This is a genomic window from Nocardia arseniciresistens, from assembly GCF_046764875.1.
GTDB lineage: Bacteria > Actinomycetota > Actinomycetes > Mycobacteriales > Mycobacteriaceae > Nocardia > Nocardia arseniciresistens.
This window is the reverse complement of record NZ_JBKORD010000010.1, coordinates 206,507-228,843: the sequence shown is the minus strand read 5'-3', so window position 1 is coordinate 228,843 and position 22,337 is coordinate 206,507. Positions and strand designations below refer to the sequence as shown.

Annotated in this window: 24 protein-coding genes; 10 read left to right on the top strand and 14 right to left on the bottom strand. The window is 66.1% G+C overall.

The window, feature by feature from the left end; all coding sequences use genetic code 11:
- Positions 1-36 precede the first annotated feature (36 nt).
- Positions 37-699 carry a TMEM175 family protein gene (locus ACLMAJ_RS20130; RefSeq protein ID WP_412015291.1) on the bottom strand — a complete coding sequence of 221 codons (663 nt, stop codon included), beginning with the start codon at positions 697-699 and terminating at the stop codon, positions 37-39.
- 34 nt (positions 700-733) lie between these two features.
- Positions 734-1,321, bottom strand: a complete 588-nt coding sequence (locus ACLMAJ_RS20125) for a TetR/AcrR family transcriptional regulator (protein ID WP_412015290.1) — start codon at positions 1,319-1,321, stop codon at positions 734-736.
- A gap of 73 nt (positions 1,322-1,394) precedes the next feature.
- On the opposite strand from ACLMAJ_RS20125, the gene ACLMAJ_RS20120 reads away from it, so the two are divergent.
- Positions 1,395-2,114, top strand: coding sequence for an SDR family oxidoreductase (locus ACLMAJ_RS20120; RefSeq protein WP_412015289.1), 720 nt, complete (start codon positions 1,395-1,397; stop codon positions 2,112-2,114).
- A 78-nt stretch (positions 2,115-2,192) separates the two neighbouring features.
- Complete coding sequence (locus ACLMAJ_RS20115) at positions 2,193-2,588, top strand: ankyrin repeat domain-containing protein (protein WP_412015288.1); 396 nt, start codon at positions 2,193-2,195, stop codon at positions 2,586-2,588.
- 22 nt (positions 2,589-2,610) lie between these two features.
- On the opposite strand, the gene ACLMAJ_RS20110 is transcribed toward ACLMAJ_RS20115, so the two are convergent.
- The 6 genes from ACLMAJ_RS20110 to ACLMAJ_RS20085 form a co-directional block, all read right to left on the bottom strand.
- Positions 2,611-2,775: a hypothetical protein gene (locus ACLMAJ_RS20110; protein WP_412015287.1), complete on the bottom strand. Its 165-nt coding sequence runs from the start codon at positions 2,773-2,775 to the stop codon at positions 2,611-2,613.
- A 117-nt stretch (positions 2,776-2,892) separates the two neighbouring features.
- On the bottom strand, positions 2,893-3,657 hold the full coding sequence (locus tag ACLMAJ_RS20105) for a 3-oxoacyl-ACP reductase (protein WP_412015286.1): 765 nt from the start codon (positions 3,655-3,657) through the stop codon (positions 2,893-2,895).
- 27 nt (positions 3,658-3,684) lie between these two features.
- Positions 3,685-5,046: an aldehyde dehydrogenase family protein gene (locus ACLMAJ_RS20100; protein WP_412015285.1), complete on the bottom strand. Its 1,362-nt coding sequence runs from the start codon at positions 5,044-5,046 to the stop codon at positions 3,685-3,687.
- A 132-nt stretch (positions 5,047-5,178) separates the two neighbouring features.
- Entirely contained in the window at positions 5,179-5,934 is a 756-nt protein-coding gene (locus ACLMAJ_RS20095; RefSeq protein ID WP_412015284.1) for a gamma-glutamyl-gamma-aminobutyrate hydrolase family protein, read from the bottom strand.
- Positions 5,915-7,264: a glutamine synthetase family protein gene (locus ACLMAJ_RS20090; protein ID WP_412015283.1), complete on the bottom strand. Its 1,350-nt coding sequence runs from the start codon at positions 7,262-7,264 to the stop codon at positions 5,915-5,917. Before ACLMAJ_RS20090 ends, ACLMAJ_RS20095 begins: the two co-directional genes overlap by 20 nt.
- Positions 7,265-7,466: 202 nt before the next feature.
- Positions 7,467-7,970, bottom strand: a complete 504-nt coding sequence (locus ACLMAJ_RS20085; RefSeq protein WP_412015282.1) for a hypothetical protein — start codon at positions 7,968-7,970, stop codon at positions 7,467-7,469.
- Between the two features lie 278 nt (positions 7,971-8,248).
- Between ACLMAJ_RS20085 and ACLMAJ_RS20080 the strand changes: the two genes are divergently transcribed.
- A complete protein-coding gene (locus ACLMAJ_RS20080; protein ID WP_412015281.1) occupies positions 8,249-8,806 on the top strand; it encodes a DUF8020 domain-containing protein in 558 nt (185 codons plus the stop codon).
- A gap of 235 nt (positions 8,807-9,041) precedes the next feature.
- Complete coding sequence (locus ACLMAJ_RS20075; protein WP_412015280.1) at positions 9,042-9,734, top strand: GOLPH3/VPS74 family protein; 693 nt, start codon at positions 9,042-9,044, stop codon at positions 9,732-9,734.
- 54 nt (positions 9,735-9,788) lie between these two features.
- Here the strand turns inward: ACLMAJ_RS20075 and ACLMAJ_RS20070 are convergent, their stop codons facing one another.
- Together ACLMAJ_RS20070 and ACLMAJ_RS20065 are read right to left on the bottom strand one after the other, a co-directional pair.
- Positions 9,789-11,399, bottom strand: coding sequence for a hypothetical protein (locus tag ACLMAJ_RS20070; RefSeq protein ID WP_412015279.1), 1,611 nt, complete (start codon positions 11,397-11,399; stop codon positions 9,789-9,791).
- Positions 11,400-11,608: 209 nt separating this feature from the next.
- Positions 11,609-12,787 carry a cytochrome P450 gene (locus ACLMAJ_RS20065; protein ID WP_412015278.1) on the bottom strand — a complete coding sequence of 393 codons (1,179 nt, stop codon included), beginning with the start codon at positions 12,785-12,787 and terminating at the stop codon, positions 11,609-11,611.
- Positions 12,788-12,883: 96 nt separating this feature from the next.
- Between ACLMAJ_RS20065 and ACLMAJ_RS20060 the strand changes: the two genes are divergently transcribed.
- From ACLMAJ_RS20060 to ACLMAJ_RS20050, 3 genes are all read left to right on the top strand, one after another.
- Entirely contained in the window at positions 12,884-13,693 is an 810-nt protein-coding gene (locus ACLMAJ_RS20060) for an SAM-dependent methyltransferase (RefSeq protein WP_412015277.1), read from the top strand.
- 107 nt (positions 13,694-13,800) lie between these two features.
- Complete coding sequence (locus ACLMAJ_RS20055; protein WP_412015276.1) at positions 13,801-15,255, top strand: AIM24 family protein; 1,455 nt, start codon at positions 13,801-13,803, stop codon at positions 15,253-15,255.
- Between the two features lie 29 nt (positions 15,256-15,284).
- Entirely contained in the window at positions 15,285-15,698 is a 414-nt protein-coding gene (locus ACLMAJ_RS20050; protein ID WP_412015275.1) for an SgcJ/EcaC family oxidoreductase, read from the top strand.
- A gap of 69 nt (positions 15,699-15,767) precedes the next feature.
- Here the strand turns inward: ACLMAJ_RS20050 and ACLMAJ_RS20045 are convergent, their stop codons facing one another.
- The 4 genes from ACLMAJ_RS20045 to ACLMAJ_RS20030 all read right to left on the bottom strand — a co-directional run bounded on the left by ACLMAJ_RS20045 (position 15,768) and on the right by ACLMAJ_RS20030 (position 19,526).
- The gene (locus ACLMAJ_RS20045) at positions 15,768-16,721 is read right to left on the bottom strand and encodes a DNA polymerase domain-containing protein (protein ID WP_412015274.1); all 954 of its coding nucleotides are present in this window, start codon (positions 16,719-16,721) and stop codon (positions 15,768-15,770) included.
- Between the two features lie 69 nt (positions 16,722-16,790).
- Entirely contained in the window at positions 16,791-17,879 is a 1,089-nt protein-coding gene (locus ACLMAJ_RS20040; protein WP_412015273.1) for a DUF8176 domain-containing protein, read from the bottom strand.
- Positions 17,866-19,206 (bottom strand): hypothetical protein, encoded by a 1,341-nt coding sequence (locus tag ACLMAJ_RS20035; RefSeq protein WP_412015272.1) that lies wholly within the window; start codon positions 19,204-19,206, stop codon positions 17,866-17,868. Before ACLMAJ_RS20035 ends, ACLMAJ_RS20040 begins: the two co-directional genes overlap by 14 nt.
- Positions 19,203-19,526: a hypothetical protein gene (locus tag ACLMAJ_RS20030; RefSeq protein WP_412015271.1), complete on the bottom strand. Its 324-nt coding sequence runs from the start codon at positions 19,524-19,526 to the stop codon at positions 19,203-19,205. The genes ACLMAJ_RS20035 and ACLMAJ_RS20030 overlap by 4 nt, the downstream gene beginning before the upstream one ends.
- Before the next feature lie 190 nt (positions 19,527-19,716).
- Between ACLMAJ_RS20030 and ACLMAJ_RS20025 the strand changes: the two genes are divergently transcribed.
- From ACLMAJ_RS20025 to ACLMAJ_RS20015, 3 genes are all read left to right on the top strand, one after another.
- A complete protein-coding gene (locus ACLMAJ_RS20025) occupies positions 19,717-20,523 on the top strand; it encodes an aldose epimerase family protein (RefSeq protein ID WP_412015270.1) in 807 nt (268 codons plus the stop codon).
- A 41-nt stretch (positions 20,524-20,564) separates the two neighbouring features.
- A complete protein-coding gene (locus ACLMAJ_RS20020; protein WP_412015269.1) occupies positions 20,565-21,599 on the top strand; it encodes a fused (3R)-hydroxyacyl-ACP dehydratase subunits HadA/HadB in 1,035 nt (344 codons plus the stop codon).
- 73 nt (positions 21,600-21,672) lie between these two features.
- Positions 21,673-22,335 carry a hypothetical protein gene (locus ACLMAJ_RS20015; RefSeq protein WP_412015268.1) on the top strand — a complete coding sequence of 221 codons (663 nt, stop codon included), beginning with the start codon at positions 21,673-21,675 and terminating at the stop codon, positions 22,333-22,335.
- Positions 22,336-22,337 lie beyond the last annotated feature (2 nt).

Genomic DNA, 22,337 nt, shown 5'->3' with positions numbered 1-22,337 from the left:
GGTGTCTTCCGATCGGCGGGCGCTGTCGGGGACGACCTAGTCCGAGTCGTCGCCCTGCTTCGTCCCCCATCCCTGGCTGGTGAAGCCGTAGAAGATGGCGACAACGAGGTAGAGGATCAGTGCGGCCACCGGCTGGATGAGGCCGACGCCGATACAGATCGAATAGATCACGATGCCCGGGTAGGCGCGAATGCTCTCGCGGCGGGCGAACGCGGAGTCGAAACCGGGACGGGGCTCGAACAGTTCGGGCCTGCGCACCAACCGCCACCACAGCGGCGCCCACGGAATCGTCATTATGACTCCGGCGATGCCGTAGAGCGCGGCGGCCACCTTCGCGTCGTTACCGTGGCCGTGCACTGCATTCTCCGCGAGAACCATGGTGGGAAAGGGCAATACGGAGATGCCGAGCAGCATCATCAGATTCCACCAGCGGACCACGTGGTCGACATGGCGCAACCTGCTGAAGAACGCGTGGTGGTTCATCCAGATGACGCCGATCGTCAGGAAAGATGCCAGATAGGCGAGGTACGACGGCCAGATATGGCCGAGCGCGCCGAGCAAATGGCCCGGTTCGTATTCGGGCAATTTGATTTCCAGAATCAGCAGCGTGATCGCGATCGCCATCACGCCGTCGCTGAACGCTTCTACTCGGGCTGTACCCGATAACTGCCCACCCGGGACCAGCTCCTCATCAACCATTGGCGCAGCGTAACGCCCAGACCTCCAATATTTTTCAGCGTTGCGCGAACATCGCGGCGATGCCCTCGGTGACCGCACTCGCCATGGTCGCGTCGACCGGTGCATGGTGGCTCAGCAGCCGGTACCACATTGCGCCGAAGGCGAAATCGACGACGAGGTCCAGCGGCACCGCGGCGACCAGCTCGCCGGTGTCTACGCCGCGTTGCAGCACCGCGTGTAGTGCCACGCGACGCGGTCCGATCACGCTGTCCTGCAACCGCTTCGACAGGACAGGATCGCGCTGCGCGTCCGCCATCAGGCCGACGAGCGCCGGTCCGGTGACCTTCCTCGCGAGCTCGTAGGTGGTGGTCAGTAGCCGTTCGACAGCGCCGAGCACGTCGGTGGAATCGGCGGGGACAAGCACCGCCTCGTGTTCGTGCCCGAGATCGACGAGCGCCTCCATGAGGATCGAGGCCTTGTCCGGCCACCAGCGGTACACGGTCTGCCGCCCGACCTCCGCCGCATCGGCGATCGCCTTGATGGTCAGGTCTTGGTAGCCGCCGCGCTCACACAGTTCGAGCGCGGCGTGCAGGATCGCGCGCCTGGCGTCCTCGCTGCGGGGGCGGCCCCTGGTACCTGTCATACGGATCACTTTACAAGACACCGTGCCTCGTTTATATTTCGAGACACAGAGGTTCGTAATTCAGGAGGCTGTTGTGAGCAAGAAAGTCGTCATCGTCGGCGGGACTTCGGGCATCGGTCTGGCAACCGCGCACCGACTCGAGAAAGACGGCATGGACGTGGTGATCGCCGGGCGCAACGAGCAACGTCTCGCCGCCGCGCTCGCGGAACTGGGGAGCGGTGCCACCGGGCAGCGGGTCGACGCACGCGACGAGGCCGACCTCGAGCGCCTCTTCGCCGAGGTCGGACCGATCGATCACCTGGTCGTGACGGTGACGGGCCCGTCGGGCACCACCCCATTCCGCGAGATCGACCTCGCGCAACTACAAGCGCACTACTCCGGAAAATTGATGGCGCACACCGCGACAATGCAGGCCGCGCTCCCGCACCTGAGCGCGGGCGGATCGGTCACCTTGGTGTCGGCGGCATCGGCAGGCGGCGCGATGCCGACCACGGCCGCGCTCGCGGCGATCAACGCGGGTGTCGAAGCGATGGTCCCGGTGCTCGCGGTCGAGCTGGCACCGCTGCGGGTGAACGCGGTTTCACCGGGCGTCATCGACACCGACTGGTGGAGCTTCCTGCCCGAGGACGCCCGCGCCGGTGTCTTCGACTCCATCGCCACCGCCACCCCCGCCGGGCGGGTCGGCACCGCCGACGACGTCGCCGACGCCATCGAGTTCCTGGTCGGCAACACCTTCACCACCGGCATAGTCATCCGCGTCGACGGCGGTGCCCGTCTCGGCACACCCGGGTAGCCGAAGAGACCATAGTCGAGCGATGCAGCACCGTGTCCCACTCGCGGGACTCCCACCGGGGCGGGTAGTAATGGATGGATGAGTACTGACGAGACCGATCCCGAACTGATCGAATTGGCGACGAAGGTGTTCGATTTCGCCCGCAAGGGTGAAGCCGAGGCTCTGCGTGGGTATCTGGATGCCGGTGTTCCGGCGAATCTCACCAATGACAGGGGCGACACCTTGCTGATGCTGGCCGCCTATCACGGCCACCAGGAGGCCGTCGCGGTGTTGCTCGCGCGTGGCGCCGAGCCGGACCGAGCCAATGACAAGGGCCAAACCCCGTTGGCAGGAGCAGTTTTCAAGGGTGAAACCGAAATCCTGCGTGCCTTGCTCGCGGCGGGCGCGGATCCGGATGCCGGCACGCCCTCAGCGCGAGAGGCGGCCGCGATCTTCGGAAAGAACGAACTGCTGGAGCTGTTCGGCGCATCCTGAGCGCCGAACAGCACAGCGAGAATTACCTCAGATCATCCGAGGGCACGTACGCACCCGGACCCGAGCCATCGGAGCGGCTGAAGACCGGGCGGAAATCCGCCTTGTCGGTCTCCGGGACGGGAGATGTCTCCGCCAGGACCGCGTCGTGACTGAACAGTCCGGGTGCTTGCCCGTCTTCCTGACTCATTCTTGGAGCCTCCTCCGATCGGCGGCAAATAGCGAATTATGCCGTCCACGAACAACGGTCGATCCACGACGGCGCAGGTAGTCGCGCCGAAGGTCGAACAGTACATGGCCCACCGCGCTATAGCGGAGTCACGTAGGCGCCCGAGATACCGCCGTCCACCAGGAATTGTGATGCGGTAATGAAGGACGAGTCGTCGCTGGCCAGGAATGCCACCGCAGCCGCGATTTCCTCCGGTTCGGCGAACCGGCCCGCCGGAATGTGTACAAGGCGGCGGGCGGCGCGCTCAGGGTCCTTGGCGAACAGCTCCCGCAGCAGCGGCGTGTTGACCGGGCCGGGGCACAACGCATTGACGCGAATCCCATTGCGGGCGAACTGGACACCGAGCTCCCTGCTCATCGCGAGCACACCGCCCTTGGAGGCGGTATAGGAGATCTGCGAGGTCGCGGCGCCCATCACCGCCACGAACGAGGCGGTGTTGATCACCGACCCCTTTCCACGCTCCAGCATGTGGCCGATCGCGTACTTACTGCACAGGTACACCGAGGTCAGATTCACCTCTTGCACGCGCCGCCACGCCTCGATGCCGGTGGTGAGGATCGAGTCGTCCTCGGGCGGCGAAATTCCCGCATTGTTGAAGGCCACATCGAGACCGCCATAGGTATCGACCGCGGCCTGGAACAATGCCTCTACCTGCGCCTCGTCGGTGACATCGACCTTCACGTATAACCCGTCGACCTCCGAGGCCGCCGCTGAACCCGAGGTGGCGTCGATGTCGGCGACGACGACCTTGGCGCCCTCCGCGGCGAAGCGGCGGACGGTGGCGAGGCCGATGCCGCTACCGCCGCCGGTGACGACGGCCACTCGATCCTGTAAGCGCTGCAACGTGTCTCCTCTTCGACTTGTGCTGACTCAGGTGGTTGCGATGAAAACGTTCTTGGTTTCGGTGAACGCGAGGGCGGCGTCCGGCCCGAGCTCGCGACCGAGCCCGGATTGCTTGAAACCGCCGAACGGAGTCCAATACCGCACCGAGGAATGTGAATTCACGGACAGATTCCCGGCCTCGACGCCACGCGAAACCCGCAGCGCGCGGCCGACATCGTTGGTCCAGATGGAGCCGGACAGGCCGTACTCGGTGGCGTTGGCGATCCGCAGCGCGTCGGCCTCGTCCTCGAACGAGACCACCGCGACCACCGGGCCGAACACCTCCTCGGTGAGCACCCGATCGGTCGGCGCGCCGGGCAGGACAACCGTTGGCGGATACCAGAATCCCGGCCCGTCGGGCCGCTCGCCGGTGAAGGCGACCTTGGTCGACGGCTCGACGAACGCGGCGACCCGCTCGCGGTGCGCCGCCGAGATCAGCGGGCCCATCTCGGTGGTCTCGTCGGCAGGGTCGCCGACCCGCACGCCGCGCACGGCCGGTTCAAGTAGCTCCATGAAACGATCGAAGACACTGCGCTGCACCAGGATCCGGGATCGGGCGCAGCAGTCCTGGCCGGCGTTGTCGAAGACGCCGTAGGGCGCGGTCGCGGCGGCCCGCTCCAGATCAGCGTCGGCGAAGACGATATTCGCGCTCTTGCCGCCCAATTCCAGGGTCACCCGCTTCACCTGCTGCGCGCAGCCGACCATGATCTGCTTGCCCACCTCGGTGGAACCGGTGAATACGACCTTGCGGACCGCGGGGTGGGTGACGAACCGTTGCCCGACCACCGTCCCTTTGCCGGGCAGCACCTGGAACACGCCCTCGGGCAATCCAGCCTCCAGCGCGAGCTCGCCGAGGCGGATCGCCGTCATCGGGGTCAGTTCGGCGGGCTTGAGCACCACAGTATTGCCCGCGGCGAGCGCGGGCCCGAAGCCCCATGCCGCGATCGGCATCGGGAAGTTCCACGGCACGATGATGCCGACAACGCCGAGCGGCTCCTGGAAGGTGATGTTCACCCCGCCCGCCACCGGAATCTGACTGCCGAGCAGCCGTTCCGGTATTCCGGCGCAGTAGTGCAGCACGTCGCGGACATTGCCCGCCTCCCAGCGGGCGTTGCCGATGGTGTGCCCGGAGTTGGCGACCTCGAGTTGCGCGAGCTGCTCCAGATTCGCGTCGACGACATCGGCGAATCGGCGCAGCAGCCGGGCCCGGTCACCCGGCGCGACCTCGCGCCACCGCACCGCGGCTCGGTGCGCGCGCTCGATGGCGGCATCGGTCTGCGCCTCGGTTGTCGCTTCGATCGTCGCCACAACCTGTTCGGTCGCGGGGTTGACCACGTTGGCCGTCGTCATCGATTCAGCTCCCTTCGGTATGCCCCCGTACTCACGATTCCATCAGCGCGACGCTCGATTCCGTCGGTGTTCAATGGGCCGCCGTGTCTGTGGTCCGCACCCTCGCTCACGATTCCACCTGCTGACGCTCGATCACGAGGCTCGCTCGCTTCGGTGTGCCGCAGCGGCCTCGACGAATGCTCGCATCAGGCGGCGGTCGGTGGCGTTGGCTTCGGGATGCCACTGCACGCCGACCAGGAATGGACCGGCGATGGCCTCGGCCGCTTCTATCGTGCCGTCGGTCGCGTGCGCGACAGCGACCAGGTCGGCCGCGAGCACATCGATGGCCTGATGGTGATGACAGTGCACTTCCAGATCAGCGCCCGCGATGGTGGCGACACGGCTGCCCGGCACGGTGGCGACCCGCACGATGGTGAAGACCCCCGGAACGCGCGAATGGTCGGTATGCCCGAGCACATCCGGCAGGTGTTGGATCAGCGTGCCACCCAATGCCACGTTCACCAGTTGCAGCCCACGACAGATCGCGAACGTCGGAATTCCGGCGGCGCGGGCCAGAGCGAACAGGCCGAACTCGAATTCGTCGCGGTCGGGCCGGATGCCTCGGGTATGCGGGCCGGGCATCGCGCCGTAACGCGGCGGATCGATGTCGGCGCCACCGGTCAGTACCAGTCCGTCCAGCCCCGCGATGACCTCCGGCCGTGCGACACCCGCGGGCGGCAAGAGAACCGGCACCCCGCCCGCTCGATGCACCATGTCGACGTAACTGCGTGGCAACAGCGCACTTTCGGCATCCCACGGACCGTGCCGTGCCTGCTCGCTGTAGGTCGACAGCCCGATTACCGGACGCGGGCGCGCGGAACCGGAATCCTCATAGTCGTTCGAAACCACGGATTCGCTCCCAATCGGTGACCGCTGCGTCGAAGGCGTCCAGTTCGACCTGTGCCGCATTTCGATAATGGTCGACCACGTCGTCACCGAAGGCCGAGCGCGCGACCTTGCTGTCGCCGAACAGTTGTGCCGCCTCGGCCAGTGTGCGCGGCACCCTCGGACGTTGGGACCGATACGCGTTGCCGTGGAACTCGGGTTCGAGCGGGAGCCGCCGTTCGATGCCGTGCAGGCCCGCGGCGATCGACGCGGCCACCGCGAGGTAAGGGTTCACATCGCCGCCGGGGACTCGGTTCTCCATCCGCAGTGAGGGCCCCGTGCCGACCAGGCGCAGCGCACATGTTCGGTTGTCGCGCCCCCATGCCAGTGCGGTCGGCGCGAAGCTGCCGGGCACAAATCGCTTGTAGGAGTTGATATTCGGCGCAAACAAGTAGGTGAACTCGCGCAGGCAATCCAGCTGCCCCGCGACGAAATGCCGCATCAGAGCGGAGGGTTCGTCCCCATCACCGGCGAATACCGACTCGCCCGATTCGCCACGCAGACTGATATGGATGTGACACGAGTTGCCCTCGCGCTCATTGTATTTCGCCATGAAAGAGAGGCTGCGCCCCTCCTGGGCGGCGATCTCCTTGGCCCCGGTCTTGTAGATGCTGTGGTTGTCGCAACTCACCAGCGCCTCGTCATAGCGGAACGTGATCTCGTGCTGCCCAGGAGCGCATTCGCCCTTAGCCGACTCGACATACATGCCCGCGGCGCCCATCTCGTTGCGAATACGCCGCAGCAGCGGCTCGATCCGAGAGGTACCGAGCATCGAGTAGTCGACGTTGTACTGATTGGCCGGTGTGAGGCCGCGATACCCGGCATTCCACGCGGCTTCGAAGTTCTCGTCGAAAACCAGGAACTCCAGTTCGGTACCGACGAACGCCCGCAGCCCATGCTCCGCGAGCCGCGCCAACTGCGCCCGCAGCACCTGCCGCGGTGACGGCGCGACAGGCACATTCTTCGGCTGCACCTGCTCCACATCGCAGAGCACCAACGCCGTCCCCGGCAACCACGGCACCAGCCGCAACGTACTCAGATCCGGCCGCAGCACGATATCGCCGTACCCGGTCTCCCACGACGACACGGCATACCCGTCGACCGTGTTCATCTCCACATCGACAGCGAGCAGATAGTCGCAGGCCTCGGTAGCATGCCCGATAACCTCATCGAGGAAATACCTTGCCGCACACCGCTTTCCCTGCAATCTGCCTTGCATATCGGTCATCGCGACAAGCACCGTGTCGAGTGTCCCCGCATCGACACGCTCGCGCAGCTCCGTTAGCCCCAGCATCCCGGTCCGCATCCACGACCCCTCTCGGCCTCAACCGTGCTCACGCTAGAGCAAAAAGAGACCATTCGGGACGGGACACACAAAACAGAAAGCAGTGGAACTGTTTGTCACCGCCGGCGACCGCGCGATCCGGGATGCGGCAGGCAGCGGGCATCAACACACGCACCCGCCCAGCTTGCCTCACCGCCGGACCGAGCTCCGATCACGGCTGGACGATGTTGAACTCGAGTAGGTCGAAGCCGGGAGGGATGGTGTCGCTGGTCGAGATGCGGTTTTCGGCCCACGCGCCTACCAGTCGGGGATTCCCGGTGGTGCGGGTGTCGCGGAGGCATCGATCCCCCTGCGCGGTTTCGGCGGTCAGCACCGGGAGCGGGTGGATTCGGCAACGGTCGTCGTTCTCGAGCACGGTTGCTTTATCCACGTAGGAATATTGGTCGTGATTGAGCACATATCGGCCGATGAAGCCGCGGTGCGGCGGACTCAGTGGCGCGACGGATGTCACCGTTTCGTATAGGGTTTCGCCGACCTCGGGTCGGGCGTACCGACCGGCCCACACCACGCGCGTCGGTATGGCGAGTAGTCGTTCGACACTCTGGACGAAGTCGTCGCCGATCCACGCGCGACCCGACGGCTCGACGCCGGACTCCAGGTACCCGATCAGTTTATGGCCAGCATCGAGTAGAACTGCTCTGCAGAACTGACCCACGAGGGCGATTTCCTTTCTCCGATAAGATCTTTCGCTCATGTTCACATGTCGGAGCGAAATTCGGCCTCGCCGTCGGTTACAACGGGGTTACCGTTGATGAAGATCATCTGAAGTGGCGCAACGGAGTCCGCGCGCGCAGACATGAGGGCGGATGCGCCAGCGAGATTCGCAAAGCGACCCGCCGAGCACCGTGTACGGGCGAAAATGAGTGCGGCCGAGATCCGGCTTCGTGGGGAAGCACCGGCTGACGTTGCCGACACAAGAAGTGGGGAAACACGATGAAGGTCAATGCATTCACCGCTACCGCCGTGCTCGCGATCGGGGCCACCGGACTCACTGCGGGAACTGTCAATGCCCAGCCTGCGGTCGCTACCGACAATGCGGTGCGCGGCGTCGAGCACGGAATCGAGTACGCGGCAGCGCCTGCCGCGGACGGCAACGGGGTAATCACCACCGTTGCCTCGGGCAGCTTCGCGCTGACCGGTAATGCGCAGTCCGTCACCCTGTCCGACAGCGCTGGCAATGTCGTCGCGACACTGCCGCTTGCCTTCCGGACGGCCGACGCGAAGTTCGGTCTCGCGCCACAGATCAGCGACGCGGGACGCACTCTGACGCTGACACCCGTCGGCGCGCGAGTCGATACCCAGCAGAACGCGCAACTCATCGACGAGGCAGCAGACACACTCGCACGTAAGCAGTACAACGCCGGAATCGGCGCCCTCATCGGCGCGGGCATCGGCGGGGTGATCGGCTTCTTCCTCGGCGGTGTGGGCGCCCTCGTCACGGTGCCGATCGGCGCGGGCATCGGCGCCCTGATCGGCTTCTCCACGCCGTGATCTGCGGACGGCCGGGTCACGATACCGCCGCCGCGACCCGGTCGATCCAGCCCAACCACCTGATCGCTGCACTCATTCGACCGCTGCGCCAAGAGCATTCGCGCGCACTCGACTCGAGGCCAACAGCACACAACCAGCGGTTGGACGCGCCCGAAGATGATCCTGGCAAACTGTTATCGGGGCCGGAGATCTGCGTGTCCAGCCACCGTAATGACGCGACAGACAGGAGATCGGGATGCTGACGCTGGCGGAAGAATTTCTACTGCTCGCCCTCAACGACGACACGGGCAGGAAGTCGGTGGACAGCACTCGGATGGGCGCGGCACTGGCAGGCGCCGCGATCGTCGAGCTCACGCTGGACGGAGCGCTACGGCTGACGGAGGAGGGCGACCCCGAACACAAGCCGGGCAGGCTGGTCGCGACCGGCCGACAACCCGCAGACCCGCGGCTCGCCGACCTGGTCACCGTCGCCGATGGACGCAAACCCAAGGACGCGGTCGCCAAGGTCATCGGATTCGGTTCCTGGCGCAGCCGCGCGAAGAACCTGCAAGACGCCCTACTCGACGACCTCGCCGAGGCGGGCTATCTGACCGAAGCCAAAGGCAAGATCCTCGGCCTCTTTCCGACCACGCTCTGGAACCCCGCGGATCCCGCTGTCGAAGCCGCGATCATGAAGCGAGTCCGTGCGGTCGTCGTCGACAAAGCAAGGCCCGACGACCGAACCGCCGCCCTGATCTCCATCGTGCACGCCGTCGACCTGCTGCCCAAGCTGTTCCCTGACATGGACAAGCGAGCAGTCAAGAACCGAGGCAAGGCGATCAGCGAAAGCGATTGGGGCGGCCCCGCGGTACGCAAAGCCGTCCAGGAGATCCAAGCCGTCACCATCGCCATCATCGTCAGCACCTCGGTCGCCACCACCACGGGCTGAGTCCGTTCGCAAGAAACCACCCTGTTGTGGACTCGACCGCGCGACAGTGCGCGATCAGCGCTGCCTGCTTGTGCGGGCACGCCTCCGCTCGGCTTGCAGTTCGGCGAGCTCCTGCTCGAGGATCTCGGCGACGCGGAACTGACCCGTGTCGTAGATTTCCTGCGGCCGGGCGACCTGGAGCGTGTCGGTGTCCGGATCGGCTGACGCGGCTTTCGCTTCGGCCGAAGTTTGGCGAACGATGGCCGTGGTCGGCGCTGGTTCCGCGGGCTTGGCCGGTGCGGTGGACTTGGCGCTCGCCGGAGTGGCCTTGCCCGCTGCCTTGGCGGCTTCCTCGGCGCTCGGCCGTGCGGCGGCCTTCGCCTTCGAGCCGGCACTCACCGTCGCGACGGACTTGCTGTCGATCTTGGCGGGCGCAGGCTTTTCGGCGCTTGCCGGTGGCCTGGTCTTACCGTTGGACACAGTGGCGGGCCTGCTCTTCGTAACCGTCGGGGTGGCAGGTTCTTTGGCGGCCACCGGCGCGGTGGGCCTGCTCTCGGCGCTGCTGGGCTCGTCGTCGTAGTCGTCGATGCTCGCCGCGGTGCGCCCGGAAGTGCTGGGGGCGCGGCGGTTCGCGGTCTTCACGGTGGCCACCGGAGCCTGCGGCCGTTCCTCCTGGCGGACCGTGTCCTCGATGTCCATCACGAACGCGGGCGGCGTGACATCGTCGGCCTCGGGCACGATCACTTCGTAATGGTCCACGAATGCTTCGGTGGCGCGCGGACGCGGACGCGGCTCGGGTTCGGGTTCGTCGTGCTGTTCCGCAGCGGACAGAGCCGCTACCGACGACGGCGTATCCGCCCGTGCACTCGCACGGTAGCTCGCGACCGTCGGCAGTCGATGCCGAATCAGGTCCGCGGGGTCCGGCAGTTCACGAACCTGCTCGGTGGCCTGCGAGATGGCGTGCCCGTAACGCGCGCTCGCGGCATCGTGGATGAGTAGCGCGACACCGATCATGACCGGCGCGACCGCGTGCACGGCGGCGTCATACCACTTGCCGTCGCGGATGTACGGGTAGGTGTTGAGGGTGACAGTCAGTGACAGCAGCGCGATTTCGGCGATGGCAACCTGTCGACGGTTGTCGAGGATGCCCCACTCGGCAACTTTGTTCGTACCGACCATGATGATGATCAGACACACACTGATCATCGACTCGATCAGGTAGCTGAACCAGTACAGCGGGTCACTCGGCCCGCCGGGCGCGATGTTCTGCTGCACGTTGACCGCGGACCAGAGCATGCCCGCGGCGACGACGCCTGCCAGTGCCTTCAGCGACCATGACCGGTGCCGATACAGCGATGCCAACTTGGCATGCGGGCTCGACTCACGCCGCTGTGCCGCAATTGCCTTGCGGGCTACCAGGAGATCTCTGATGTCGGCCTTCTCGATCGCTTGGGTGGTGTGCCTAGCGCGGTCGGCCGCGGCGGCCGCCGCCTGGACATGCTTCCAGCGCTGACCACGATCTTGGTCACGAATCTTTTCGGCTAGCTGACGTTCGGCCTGCAGCTCGTCCTCGGAGAGAGCCTCGGTCAGCGCAGGATCGAACTGGTACGCAAGTCGGCCGCGAGCCTTCTCCACCCTCCTCGCGAGCTGCGTGACCTCGTCCTCAATGGGGTGCTCGATGGTCAATTCGACTCCCGATGGAGGAGATTCGATGGCAGACAAGTGATAACGCGTGGGAACGGCACATGCCATTCATAGTCGATACACGGTCGACAGCGAAACTGTAAAATTGCCGTGTTGCCGAAAACCCGGCGTGCCGCGCGCGACACACGCGCATACGGCCGGTTCAGCTGGTGACGGATGCACGAAAAAGACGACCGTCCAGTCGACTTCGTTCAGCGTGTCATGACCGTGGTCGGCAAGCTCGCGAAGCCGCGGTTGTTGGAGGAGTGGATGCGTCGCAGCCGCTCGGTGTCGACCTCGTAGTCGGCCACCGCGGCCACTATTTCCTGTAGTGCGATACGCAGTTCCAGCAACGCCAGATTCGAACCGAGACAGTGATGACGGCCACTGCCGAAGGTGACCGTCGCACTGGTGTCCCTGTCCAGATCGAAGGTGTCGGGGTTTTCGAAGACCTCGGGGTCCCGATTGGCCGAGCCCGCGATCAGCAGCATGCGTGCACCGGCCGGGATCCGCACGCCGTGCAACTCGAGCTCTTCGGTGGTCGTGCGCAGCACGGTCTGGTTCGACGGGTCGTATCGCATCGATTCGGCGATCCAGTCATCGATCCGGCCGTCGAACGCCTTGCGGCGCTGTCGCGGGTGCATGGCGCCGGCATGCCAGAGGTTGCCGAAGGTCAGCATGGTGGTCTCGATGCCCGCTCCGACCAAGAGGATCAGCACACCGACGATTTCCTCCGGGCTGAGCCGATCTTCGCCGTCCGCGGCGTCGAGCAGTCCGGAAAGCAGATCGTCGCCGCGCTTGTTGCTTCGCTCGATGGTCAACTCGGTGTAGTAGCCGACAAGCGCGCCGATCGCCCGCATCGCCTCCGGGCGCAGATCAGTGGACTCCTCTTCGGTGTACATGATCTCCATGCCGAGTTTGCGCACCATGTCGCGGTCGGCCGCGGGCACGCCGACCAATTCGGAGATCACCTCGGTCGGAAAAGGGCCCGCGAAATCGCCCATCAGATCGAAGCTTCCGCGTTCGAGCAGCGGTTGCAGTAAAGTATGCGCGATCGCGCGCAGTCGAGGCTCGAGTGACCGCACACGATGCTGGGTGAACGCTCGCGTCACCAGCCCGCGCAGGCGCGTGTGCTTGGGCGGGTCCATGGCGACGAAGGAAAAGAACCGCTCGGCCTGTGGCCCCCAGAAGGCCGGTTCCATCCGGAGACCGTTCGCGCTGGAGAACCGATCCGCGTCTCGCAATGCCGCGAGCACGTCCGCGTGCCGCGAAAGCGCCCAGAAGTCGTCGCTGTCGTTGCGGAACACCGGGGCCTGCTCACGCAGCGTGGCGTAGTAAGGGTACGGATCGTTGTGGACGTCGAAATCGTATGGGCTGTAACGCAATTGCATGACAGAAACCCTTCCGGGGCGGTGCGACATCACCATCGCTACCGGTTACAACTCGAGCTGACAACATGACCGTAGTCGAGATGAATTGAGGGCGTGGTGGACTCGGAATCGGCAGCGGCAAGGATCGACCTGACGAAGCCCCACCAGGCGCGCCGCTACGACTACTGGCTCGGCGGCAACGACAACTACCCGGCGGATCGGGAATCGGCGGACGCGGTGTCCGAGGCGTTCCCGACCGTCCGCCTTGCCGCGGTCGAGAACCGCAACTTTCTGCGCAGAGCGGTCGGCTACCTGGCCGATGCGGGAATTCGGCAGTTCCTCGACATCGGCGCCGGCCTGCCCACCGCGGGCAATGTCCACGAGATCGCCCAGGGCATCGCTCCCGAATCGCGGATCGTCTACGTGGACAACGACCCGGTCGTGCTCGCCCACGCCAGCAGCCTGCTGGACAGTTCCCCCGAGGGCACGACCGCCTATCTCGACGCGGATTTGCGTGAGCCCCAACGCATTCTCGCCCACCCCGACCTGACCGGGATCCTTGACCTGAAAGAACCGGTGGCGCTGATGCTGGTCGCCGTCATGCACTTCATCACCGACGACGGCGGCCCCTACGACCTGGTGCGGCAGTTGTGCGACGCCCTCCCCTCCGGCAGCTACCTCGTAATGACCCACGCCACCAACGACCATCTCACCGCCGAGGACCTCGCCGAGACGAAGGAAGCCAATCGGCGCAGCGGCGTACCTTTCCAGCTGCGCTCCACCGAGGAGTTCACTCGCTTCTTCGCCGGGTTCGAGCTCGTCGCGCCCGGCATCACCTCGGTCATGACGTGGCGACCGGAAGTCTGGCGCGCCCACCCAAGGGCCGAAGCCGTCTCCATGCTCTGCGGTGTGGCCCGAATCCCCTGATCGGCGACGCGTATCGCTGATCGGTGGCGCGCGGCCCGGACTCGCGAGAGACTTGATGCCGTGAATCGCACGCCATACGGCCATATCGACGATCGGAACGGTGCGTCGTGACCGCACTTGCCCGCGGCGAGAACCGGCCCGCGCTCGCCGACCGTATGACGGTCACCGTCACCTGCTCCGCCGCGGTCGACGTATCCGCGCTGCTACTGGATACGGGCGGGCGCGTCAGGTCCGACGGTGACTTCGTATTCTTCAATCAGCCCGCCGGACCCGGCGTCACCTATCGGCACGGCCGAGGGGCCGGCGACATGGTGGATGTTCAGACCTCCGCGCTACCGCCCGATGTCGACAAGGTCGTCATCACCGCCAGCCTCGACGGCAGCGGGCCCGCCACCTTCGCAGGCGCGAGCTCGCTACTCGCGACGATCGGATCCGATTCGGGCACAATCACTTTCCCGATGACCGGGCTGACCACCGAGACCGCCGTGGTGTGCGTGGAGATCTACCGGCGCGGCGACGCGTGGAAGGTTCGCGCGGTCGGTCAGGGATACGACAACGGCCTCGCCGGGATCGCGACGGCGTTCGGGGTGAACATCGACGATGACCCGGCACCACCGCCGAGCCCGCCCGCGAGCACGCCTGCTTCGACACCCGGGTATCAATCTCCGGCAGCAGCACCGCAGTACCCACCCGCCGCCGCACCCGGATACCAGCCACCGACGGGCGCGCCCCAGTACTCACCGGCGCCCGCCCCCACCTACTCAGCTCCCAGCGCGGTACCACCCGCACCACCGATGTCATCACCTCAGCAAGGAGCGCTGCCGATGCAGAGCGATCTGTTCAACCCCAGCCACGCGGAAGTCTCCGGCATCGGCATCCAGAAGCAGGGCGGCAAGATGATCAAGGCCGCCGTCAACGGCGAGGTCATGGCGCGGGCCGGATCAATGGTCGCCTACCAGGGCGATCTGAAGTTCCAGGCGCTCGGCTCCGGCGGCATCGGAAGGGCCATCCAGCAGCGACTCACCGGCGAGGGCGTGCCGCTGATGAAGGTCACCGGTCGCGGCGACCTGTTCCTCGCGAACGCCGCCTCCGATGTGCACATCGTCGACCTCGACGGCACCGACGGTCTCACCATCAACGGCGCGAACGTACTCGCGTTCGACTCGACGTTGTCCTACAACATCGGCAGGGTCCAGGGCGCCGCCGGATTCGCAAGCAACGCCGGACTGTTCAACTGCGTCTTCACCGGACGTGGTCGCATTGCCATCACCACCCACGGCACCCCGGTTGTCCTCAACGTCGACCAGCCGACCTACGCCGATCCGCAAGCGGCGGTGGCCTGGTCGTCGAGCCTGCAGAGCGGAATCAAACGCAACGACTCCTTCGGCCTCGGTAGGCTGATGGGTCGTAGCACCGGCGAGGGTATGACGCTGTCGTTCTCCGGGCGCGGCTTCGTCATCGTGCAGCCCTCGGAGCTGCCGCCGGGCGGCTTCATCGGCGGCACCGGCGGCGGCCAGGAGGCCGGACAGAGCGGCGGCATGCTCGGCGGATTGCTCGGGTAACGGCCAGGACAGAAGCGGAGTCGAACACTATGAACAACGCCGACCGAGAGTTGATCGCGACCGCGGCCATCCACACCCTGGTCGCGGAGGCGGTGAAATTTCAGAACGATCCGGAACAGTTCGTACCGTTGCACACGGCGAGTGTGAATATCGTCAACTTCGGCGGACGCCGGGTGAGCGGTATCGGCGCGCTGTCCAAGGCGATGCAGGCGGCGCTGGCGTCGCCACTGGCGGACGTGCTGACCGAGATCGAGATCGACGACATCCATTTCGTGCGCGACGATGTCGCGATCGTGGCCTGTGTCAAACATGTCTTCGACGGGCGTGAGGACGCCAGAGGCAACCTCCCTGCCTCGTCGGGACGACTCACCTACGTTGTGGTCGAAAAGGACGGTCGCTGGTTGATCGAGTCCGCACAGACCACCCCGATACTGTCGAGCTGATCGACCGCATCGAGAGCCCAGGCGGCGCAACGCCGACCTGGCGGCCGTAGGCACCCGTGATAGCCCCGTCTACGTGGCACGACGCGCGCGGGCGCGGCGCTTGCCCTCGTGCATCGCCTGGACCCTGGCGATCGGGATCGTGTGCCCCTCCTCGACCAGATCCGCGGGCAATGCTTGTGGCGCGGGCATATTCGCCGTCCACGGGTCGCGATCGCCGAGGATCTTCGGCGCGGTGTGGACGGTGAAGTCGCGCGGCGTGATGTCGCCGATGTCTGCCCAATCGAGTGGGAACGACACCGTCGCGCCCGGTCGCACGCGCGGGCTGAAGGCCGCGACAACGGTCGCGCCACCAGCGCGCGTCGAGTCGAGGAAGACCTTGCCGTCACGGTCCTCGACGATGTACGCCGTGGTGGCGAGCACGGGATCGATGCGCTCGGCGCGTGCCGCGATCGCACGGGTCGCCGCGGCGACGTCCTCGATCGGGATGCCCTGCTCGAGTGGCACGAACACATGAAGGCCCTTGGCGCCGCTGGTCTTCACCGCGCCCGCCAGTCCGTCGGTCTCCAGTGTCTGACGGATCAGTTCGGCGGCGAGCACGACCTGACCGAATGGTCGGCCGGGCGGCGGGTCCAGATCGAGCACGAGATGGGTTGGGCCCTTGGCGTACTCGGCGAGCAATAGCGTCGTGTGATATTCGACCGCGCGTTGGTTGCCGAACCACAACAGCGTGCGCACGTCATCGCACAGCGCATAGGTCACTTCGCGTTTGGAGCTGTCCGCCCACATCGTCACGCGGTGCACCCACTCCGGAGTGTATTTCGGCAGGTTCTTCTGCATGAACGGCTGCTGCCCCGGCCGGATCCGCGACACCGAGAGCGGCCGATCACGCAACTGCCGCACCAGCCGATCCCCGACGGCCTCGAGGTAGTCGATCAGATCCCGCTTCGTCGCGTCCGCGCCGTCGAACAGCGGGGTATCGAGATTGGTCAGCTTTACACCCGCACGGACCTCTTCGCCGCTCATCGGCCCACCATCCCCCGCGATCGGGCCACGGTCAATCCCCCACGATGTGCGGGTCTGCCGGCGGTCGAATCAGGCCGCGCCGATCGCGGTGATCAAGGTTCGGTTGGCGGCGGTGCGGGTGGTGATGATCTGGGTGAATGTCTGCGTTTGCTGCCCTGGGTGCTGCTGGGTCAGCTGGACTTCCCAGTGCGACTGGCCATCGCCGACACCAACGGTGGTTCGGGTGATCAGCACGCAGTAGAGAGTGCCGATGGGTATCTGGTTGATGCCACGCTGAATTTGCTCCGCGACGGGAACGGTGGCGTCGTCGGCGACGACGGCGCGGGCCGCGGAGCCGGAGCGCTGCACGTAGTAGGCGCGTTCGAAGGCGAGGATGGCGGAGGGGCCGTCGCTGGTGCCACCGGGGTCGGTGCCGGACACGACATCTGGAGTGCGGCGCTGTTCGCATCCGGGAGTCGCGAATGCGGGCGATGCGTCCTCGGGCACGGCGGTCGCCGAGGTGGGCGCGGTGGCGGAGGTAGGGGCCGTGGCTGAGGTAATGGCGGTTGCCGAGGCAGAAGCGGCAGCAGCGGCGCGCGCCGAAGTCGATATCCGAGTCGTCGCCACGACGGCGGGCTTGTGCTTGCCGGAGCCGCGCACGGCGAGCAGCACTACCGCGGTGATCGCCACCACGATGCCGAACACGATAAACACCGCCAGTAGTCGGCTACCCCCACCGCTCGCCTGCTCGCGATTGCGCGAGGGGTGGCGCAGCCTCGGGCCGGGATTGCCGCCGGATCGATCGACGAGCGTCGGCACCCGATCGCCGGGCTCGTCGTACCGATCGGGCTCGGTGTCCTCGTCGTCGATCGGGTATCCACTCCGCACGGACAGTGCGTCCGAGAATTCCTCGGTCGGGTTCGGCGCGTCCAGCCAATGCTTCCAGTCGCCGGACCGGTCAGACGGGCTCGCTGGCTCGCCCGGGTCATGCTCCGGGTCAGGTAGCTGCTCGGGCACGTCCACCTCCTGGGTCAGCGCGGCGCCCGAAGAGCGGCGAGCAGACTGCCGACGCCGTTTCGATGGCGGCTCGGCGGGCAGGCGCAACATGGGCAGGCCGGTATCGAACGGGTTGGCCTGCCCTTGATCCTTGCTCGAGTCGCCGGGATCAGAGCGTGTCATCGCCGAAGTCGTCGAAATCGCCGATAACGGCGGCCGGGACGGCTACCGCGCCGGTCGGCACAGTGACGCCGAGCTGACCATCACGAGGCTTGTGCTCTTGCCCGCCGGATCCCGGTGGCGGTGGCAATGCCATCCCACCGGTCACGCCCGGCTGGCCCGAGGGCGCAGGAGGTTTCGGCAGCGGCGAGTCCGCGGCGGCGTTCGGCCAGTCCGACTGTGCGGGCGGCGCGGGTGCGGGAGCCGGTTTGGTGTCGGGTTTCGCGCTGGCGGCCGATCCGTTCTGCGCAGGCGCCCCGCCGGTCCCCGGTGTCGGCTTCGGTGCTCCCGCACCGAAATCGAACAGTGACGAGCCGCCGGGGGTCGTCGACGTGCCGCCAGAGGCACCGCCACCTGTGGTGCTGCCCGGGTGGATGAGCTCCGGAATCGCCTTGTCGACCGACGCGGCCACGGTGTCCATGGCATGGGTGCCGACCTCGACGATCTTGTCGATGAGGTGGGTGCCGATATCGACTCCCGCGGTGATCGCCGAGGTGCCGAGCTGCACTCCCGCGGAGATCAGCGCCTGCTGCAATTGCAGCTGCGCTGCCGCGGCCGGATCCAGTGGCTGTCCGGCGGTACCCGCCACACCCGTGGTGCTCCCTGGCACGAACTGGCCCGGGGTGGTAGCGCCCGGCACGTACTGGCCTTGGCCGGCGCTGACGCCGGAAGGTGTGGTGACCGTGAGCGGACCCATCTCGTCCAGACGCCGGGTGTGCCCGTCCATGTCCGTCTGCGCCGCCGTGACCGTGGTGACGGCATCGCGCAGCGCCTGGGTCGCCCGGGCGATCACGGCGTCGGTGTCGGGGGCCGAGCTCGCGTTGCCCATGATCACCCGCGCGTCCTTGCGGAAGTCCTCGATGATCTGGTCTACCCGTTGCGCGGCACGGGAACTGGTCGCGTGCGCGTCGCCGAGCACCGACAAATAGGCAGGGCCGCGGTCGGAGATCTCGCCGATCTGGGTTTGGGTGGTGCGCAGCGCGGGCACCGCGGCGTCGGCGCCGGTGGATTCCCATGAGGATTCCAGCGCGTGCAGACCTTCGCGCTGCGGGGCCTCCGTATCGGCCGCCTGTGTGGAAGCCGCGGCCAATGCGCTGGTGATGGCCCTGTCGGGGACGGCAACACCGGTTCCGAGCGAGGCGCGCAGCGACAGCAGCGGCTGCACGAGCGCGGCGACGATCGGCGGGTCCACGTCGGAGTCGCTGATCGGCGTCGGGGTCGCGGCGGCCGGGGTGACCGGAGTGGTCGCCGCCCGCCTGCGCAGGCCCATCAGGCTGCTCATGGTTCTCATGTCAGCGCCTCCCCTGCTTTGGTGATGGCGCCCGCGGAGTCCGCGTCGACGGTATGGGTGTCCTCGTTGTAGTTACGCAGCACGTTCCCGTAGGCGGCGACCAGCTGGCCCGCGGTCGAGAGCGCCTGCGTGTGTTCGGCTACCGCCTCGGTGAACCGCGCCGCGAAACCGGCGCCGACCAGCCCGAGATCGGTGGCCAACTGCTCCGGATTCATCGCACCGGACGCGACCGCTGACGCGGACGCCAGTTGTTGCGAGACCGTATTCGCGATCGTGGTGTAGGCGGCAAGCACCGCCGGGTCGAGCTTCAGCGCGTCCACTGTTCCCCCTTACGGAAAACCAATCTTTCGCTGTCGCGACACAATTCGACACATTGAGCCTACTTGGCTCCTTGACAGCGCGCCCTATCTCGACAGGCCGTCTGTTCTGATCAAATCTTAACCGGAGCCCGACGAACAGTCTCCACCCCGCAGCATCCCCAACGACGCAGATACGAAAGGACCTGGCCCGATGGCCGTCGAAGACATCACGCTCACCGCAGGCGACGCTCGTCTGACAGTTTCCGCGGCCAATGGCGGCAGGATCGGCAGCCTCGCCATCGGCGGCGTCGAACTGCTGCGCCAGGGTGACAAGTTCGGCTGTTTTCCCATGGCCCCGTGGTGTGGCCGAATCCGCGATGGGCGCTTCACGAACGAGTCGGTTGTCCATCGACTACCGCTGAACGCCGCGCCGCACGCAATTCACGGCACCGTCCGCGACAGGCCGTGGGAGGTAGCCATGGCTTCCGGCGCCGATGCCGTCCTCGCCCAGGAACTCGTGGCCCCGTGGCCGTACCCGGGCAAGGTGACGCAGTCCTTCGCACTCGCTCCGGACACCCTCTCGTTGACGATGCGCGTGAGCGCCTACACCGAAGCCTTTCCGGCGCAGGCCGGCTGGCATCCGTGGTTCAACCGCAACCCGATACCCGGTCACCGGGGCGCCGCGATCGAGTTCTCGCCGAGCTGGCAGGAGCAACGTGGAACCGACTACCTGCCGACGGGACAGCGCATCGAACCGGCCCCCGGCCCGTGGGACGATTGCTTCGGCATGCCCGACGGCGTCGATGTCACCGTCGTGTGGCCGGAATTCCTCGCACTGAACATCAAGAGCGCTGAACAATGGGTCGTCGTCTTCGATATGAAGGATGAGGCCGTGTGCGTCGAACCCCAGTCGGGTCCACCCAACGGCCTCAACACACTGCCACACTTCGTCACACCCGACACGCCGCTCGAGGTCGAAACCGTCTGGAGCTGGCGGCACCTGGAAGTGTCGACCTAGAGAGCGGTGATGGCGAATCACCGACAACGAGAGGAAGCGAAGTGGCGGTCGGCGGGGATCTGAGCGGCGCGAGCGATATGGTCGCTCATCTGCGTTCGATTGTCGGGCAGCACTACCGGGTGACCGATCACTACCAGGTCGGTCGAGAGAAGATTCGCGAATACGCGCGCGCCGTGCAGGATTTCCATCCCGCGCATTGGGACGAGGACGCGGCGGCAGCCTGCGGGTATCCGGCATTGCTCGCCCCGCCGACCTTCCTCTCACTGCTCGCGGGCACGGTGCAGCAGGCGCTGACCGAAATTCTCGACGGCATCAGCTTGTTGACCACGGTGCAGACCGACCAGATCTTCGACTTCCACCAACCTGTGCTGGTCGGGGACGAACTCGCGAGCAATATCTCGCTGCAATCGTTTCGCCAGGCCTTCGGCGGTGACCTCTTCGTCATCGAGAACGCCGTGACCAACCAGCGCGAGGAAATCGTCGTCGCCTCGCGGACCAGCCTGATCGCCCGCTCGGAGCCGACAGCGGATACCGCGCGGATCGCGGCGGGAATGTCGAAGATCATTCGCCAGGATCTGGGCCGACCCGCCCGTTTCACACCCTGCCAGTTCAACCCTCGGGAGCCGGAATCCGAACCACCCACCCATCATCGAGCGCGAAAGCGGGACACGGTCGCGGTGGAAGACGCGCTGCCCCCACGTACCGTCGGCCTCACCATCGGCGACCTGGTCAACTATGCGGGAGTCTCGGGTGATCCGAATCCGATCCACTGGCATCGCGATGCGGCCGCCCTCGTCGGCCTCGATCGCGGGGTGGTCGCGCACGGCATGTTGACCATGGCGCTCGGCGCGGGCTTCGTCACGTCCTGGCTCGGCGACCCCGGTGCGCTGCGACAGTATCGCGTGCGCATGACGAGGCCGGTCTATGTCGACGCGGACGGCCGAAGCGAGATCGAGTACGGCGGGATAGTCAAGTCGATCGACACCGAAAACAACACCGCGACAATCGCTCTCACCGCAACGCATGCCGGGCACAAGATCTTCGGGCGCGCGGCGGCCACCGTGCGGCTGGCCTGAACAAAGCGACCGACGGCCCGGGAGCTTGCACGTTGCGATCAGGCCCCGCACTCGGTGATGCGATGATTCGTGGGTGACTCCGTGGCTTCCGCTCATCAGCTCGCTGGTCGTCGCCGGTGTGGCGCTCATCGGCATTCTGACCAACAACCGCACCAATCGCGATGCGATTACCGCCGCCGACGAACGGAACCAGGTGATTCTCGCGGCCGCTCAGCGCAACGTGGAGCTAACCAATTCCGCCGCTGAACACCGCGAACACGAAACATGGCGGCGCGAGGCGATTCTCACCACCGTCAGTTCCGTGCTCGCCGTGGCCACCGAGGTTCGCCAGCAGTTGTCCGCATGCCACCGCTGGAATGTCCAGAGCGTCGAGGACATCGACAGCATCGGCGAGGACATCGACCAGACCATTTGGGGGCGAGGCGGACTCACCCACAAATTGCGAGTGCTGTCGGATCGCACGATCCCGAATCGGTGCGAAGATCTGTTGCGCACCCTGACCGCGGCACGCAATATCACGTTGCAGCGGTTGAAGATCGAACTGGACGACGAGGCGACCGGCGAGGAAGTGCAGGCCGTTCTCACACTGTGGACCAAGGCCATCGCGCGCACGGTCGAAGAAGAGCGTTCGGTCATCAGCGCGACGCGTACCGAACTCGGAATCGATGACCTCGGCGACATTCCGGAGCTGGTGCCGGAACCGTTGCCGGAACTGGTGCAACCGCAACCGGTTTAGCC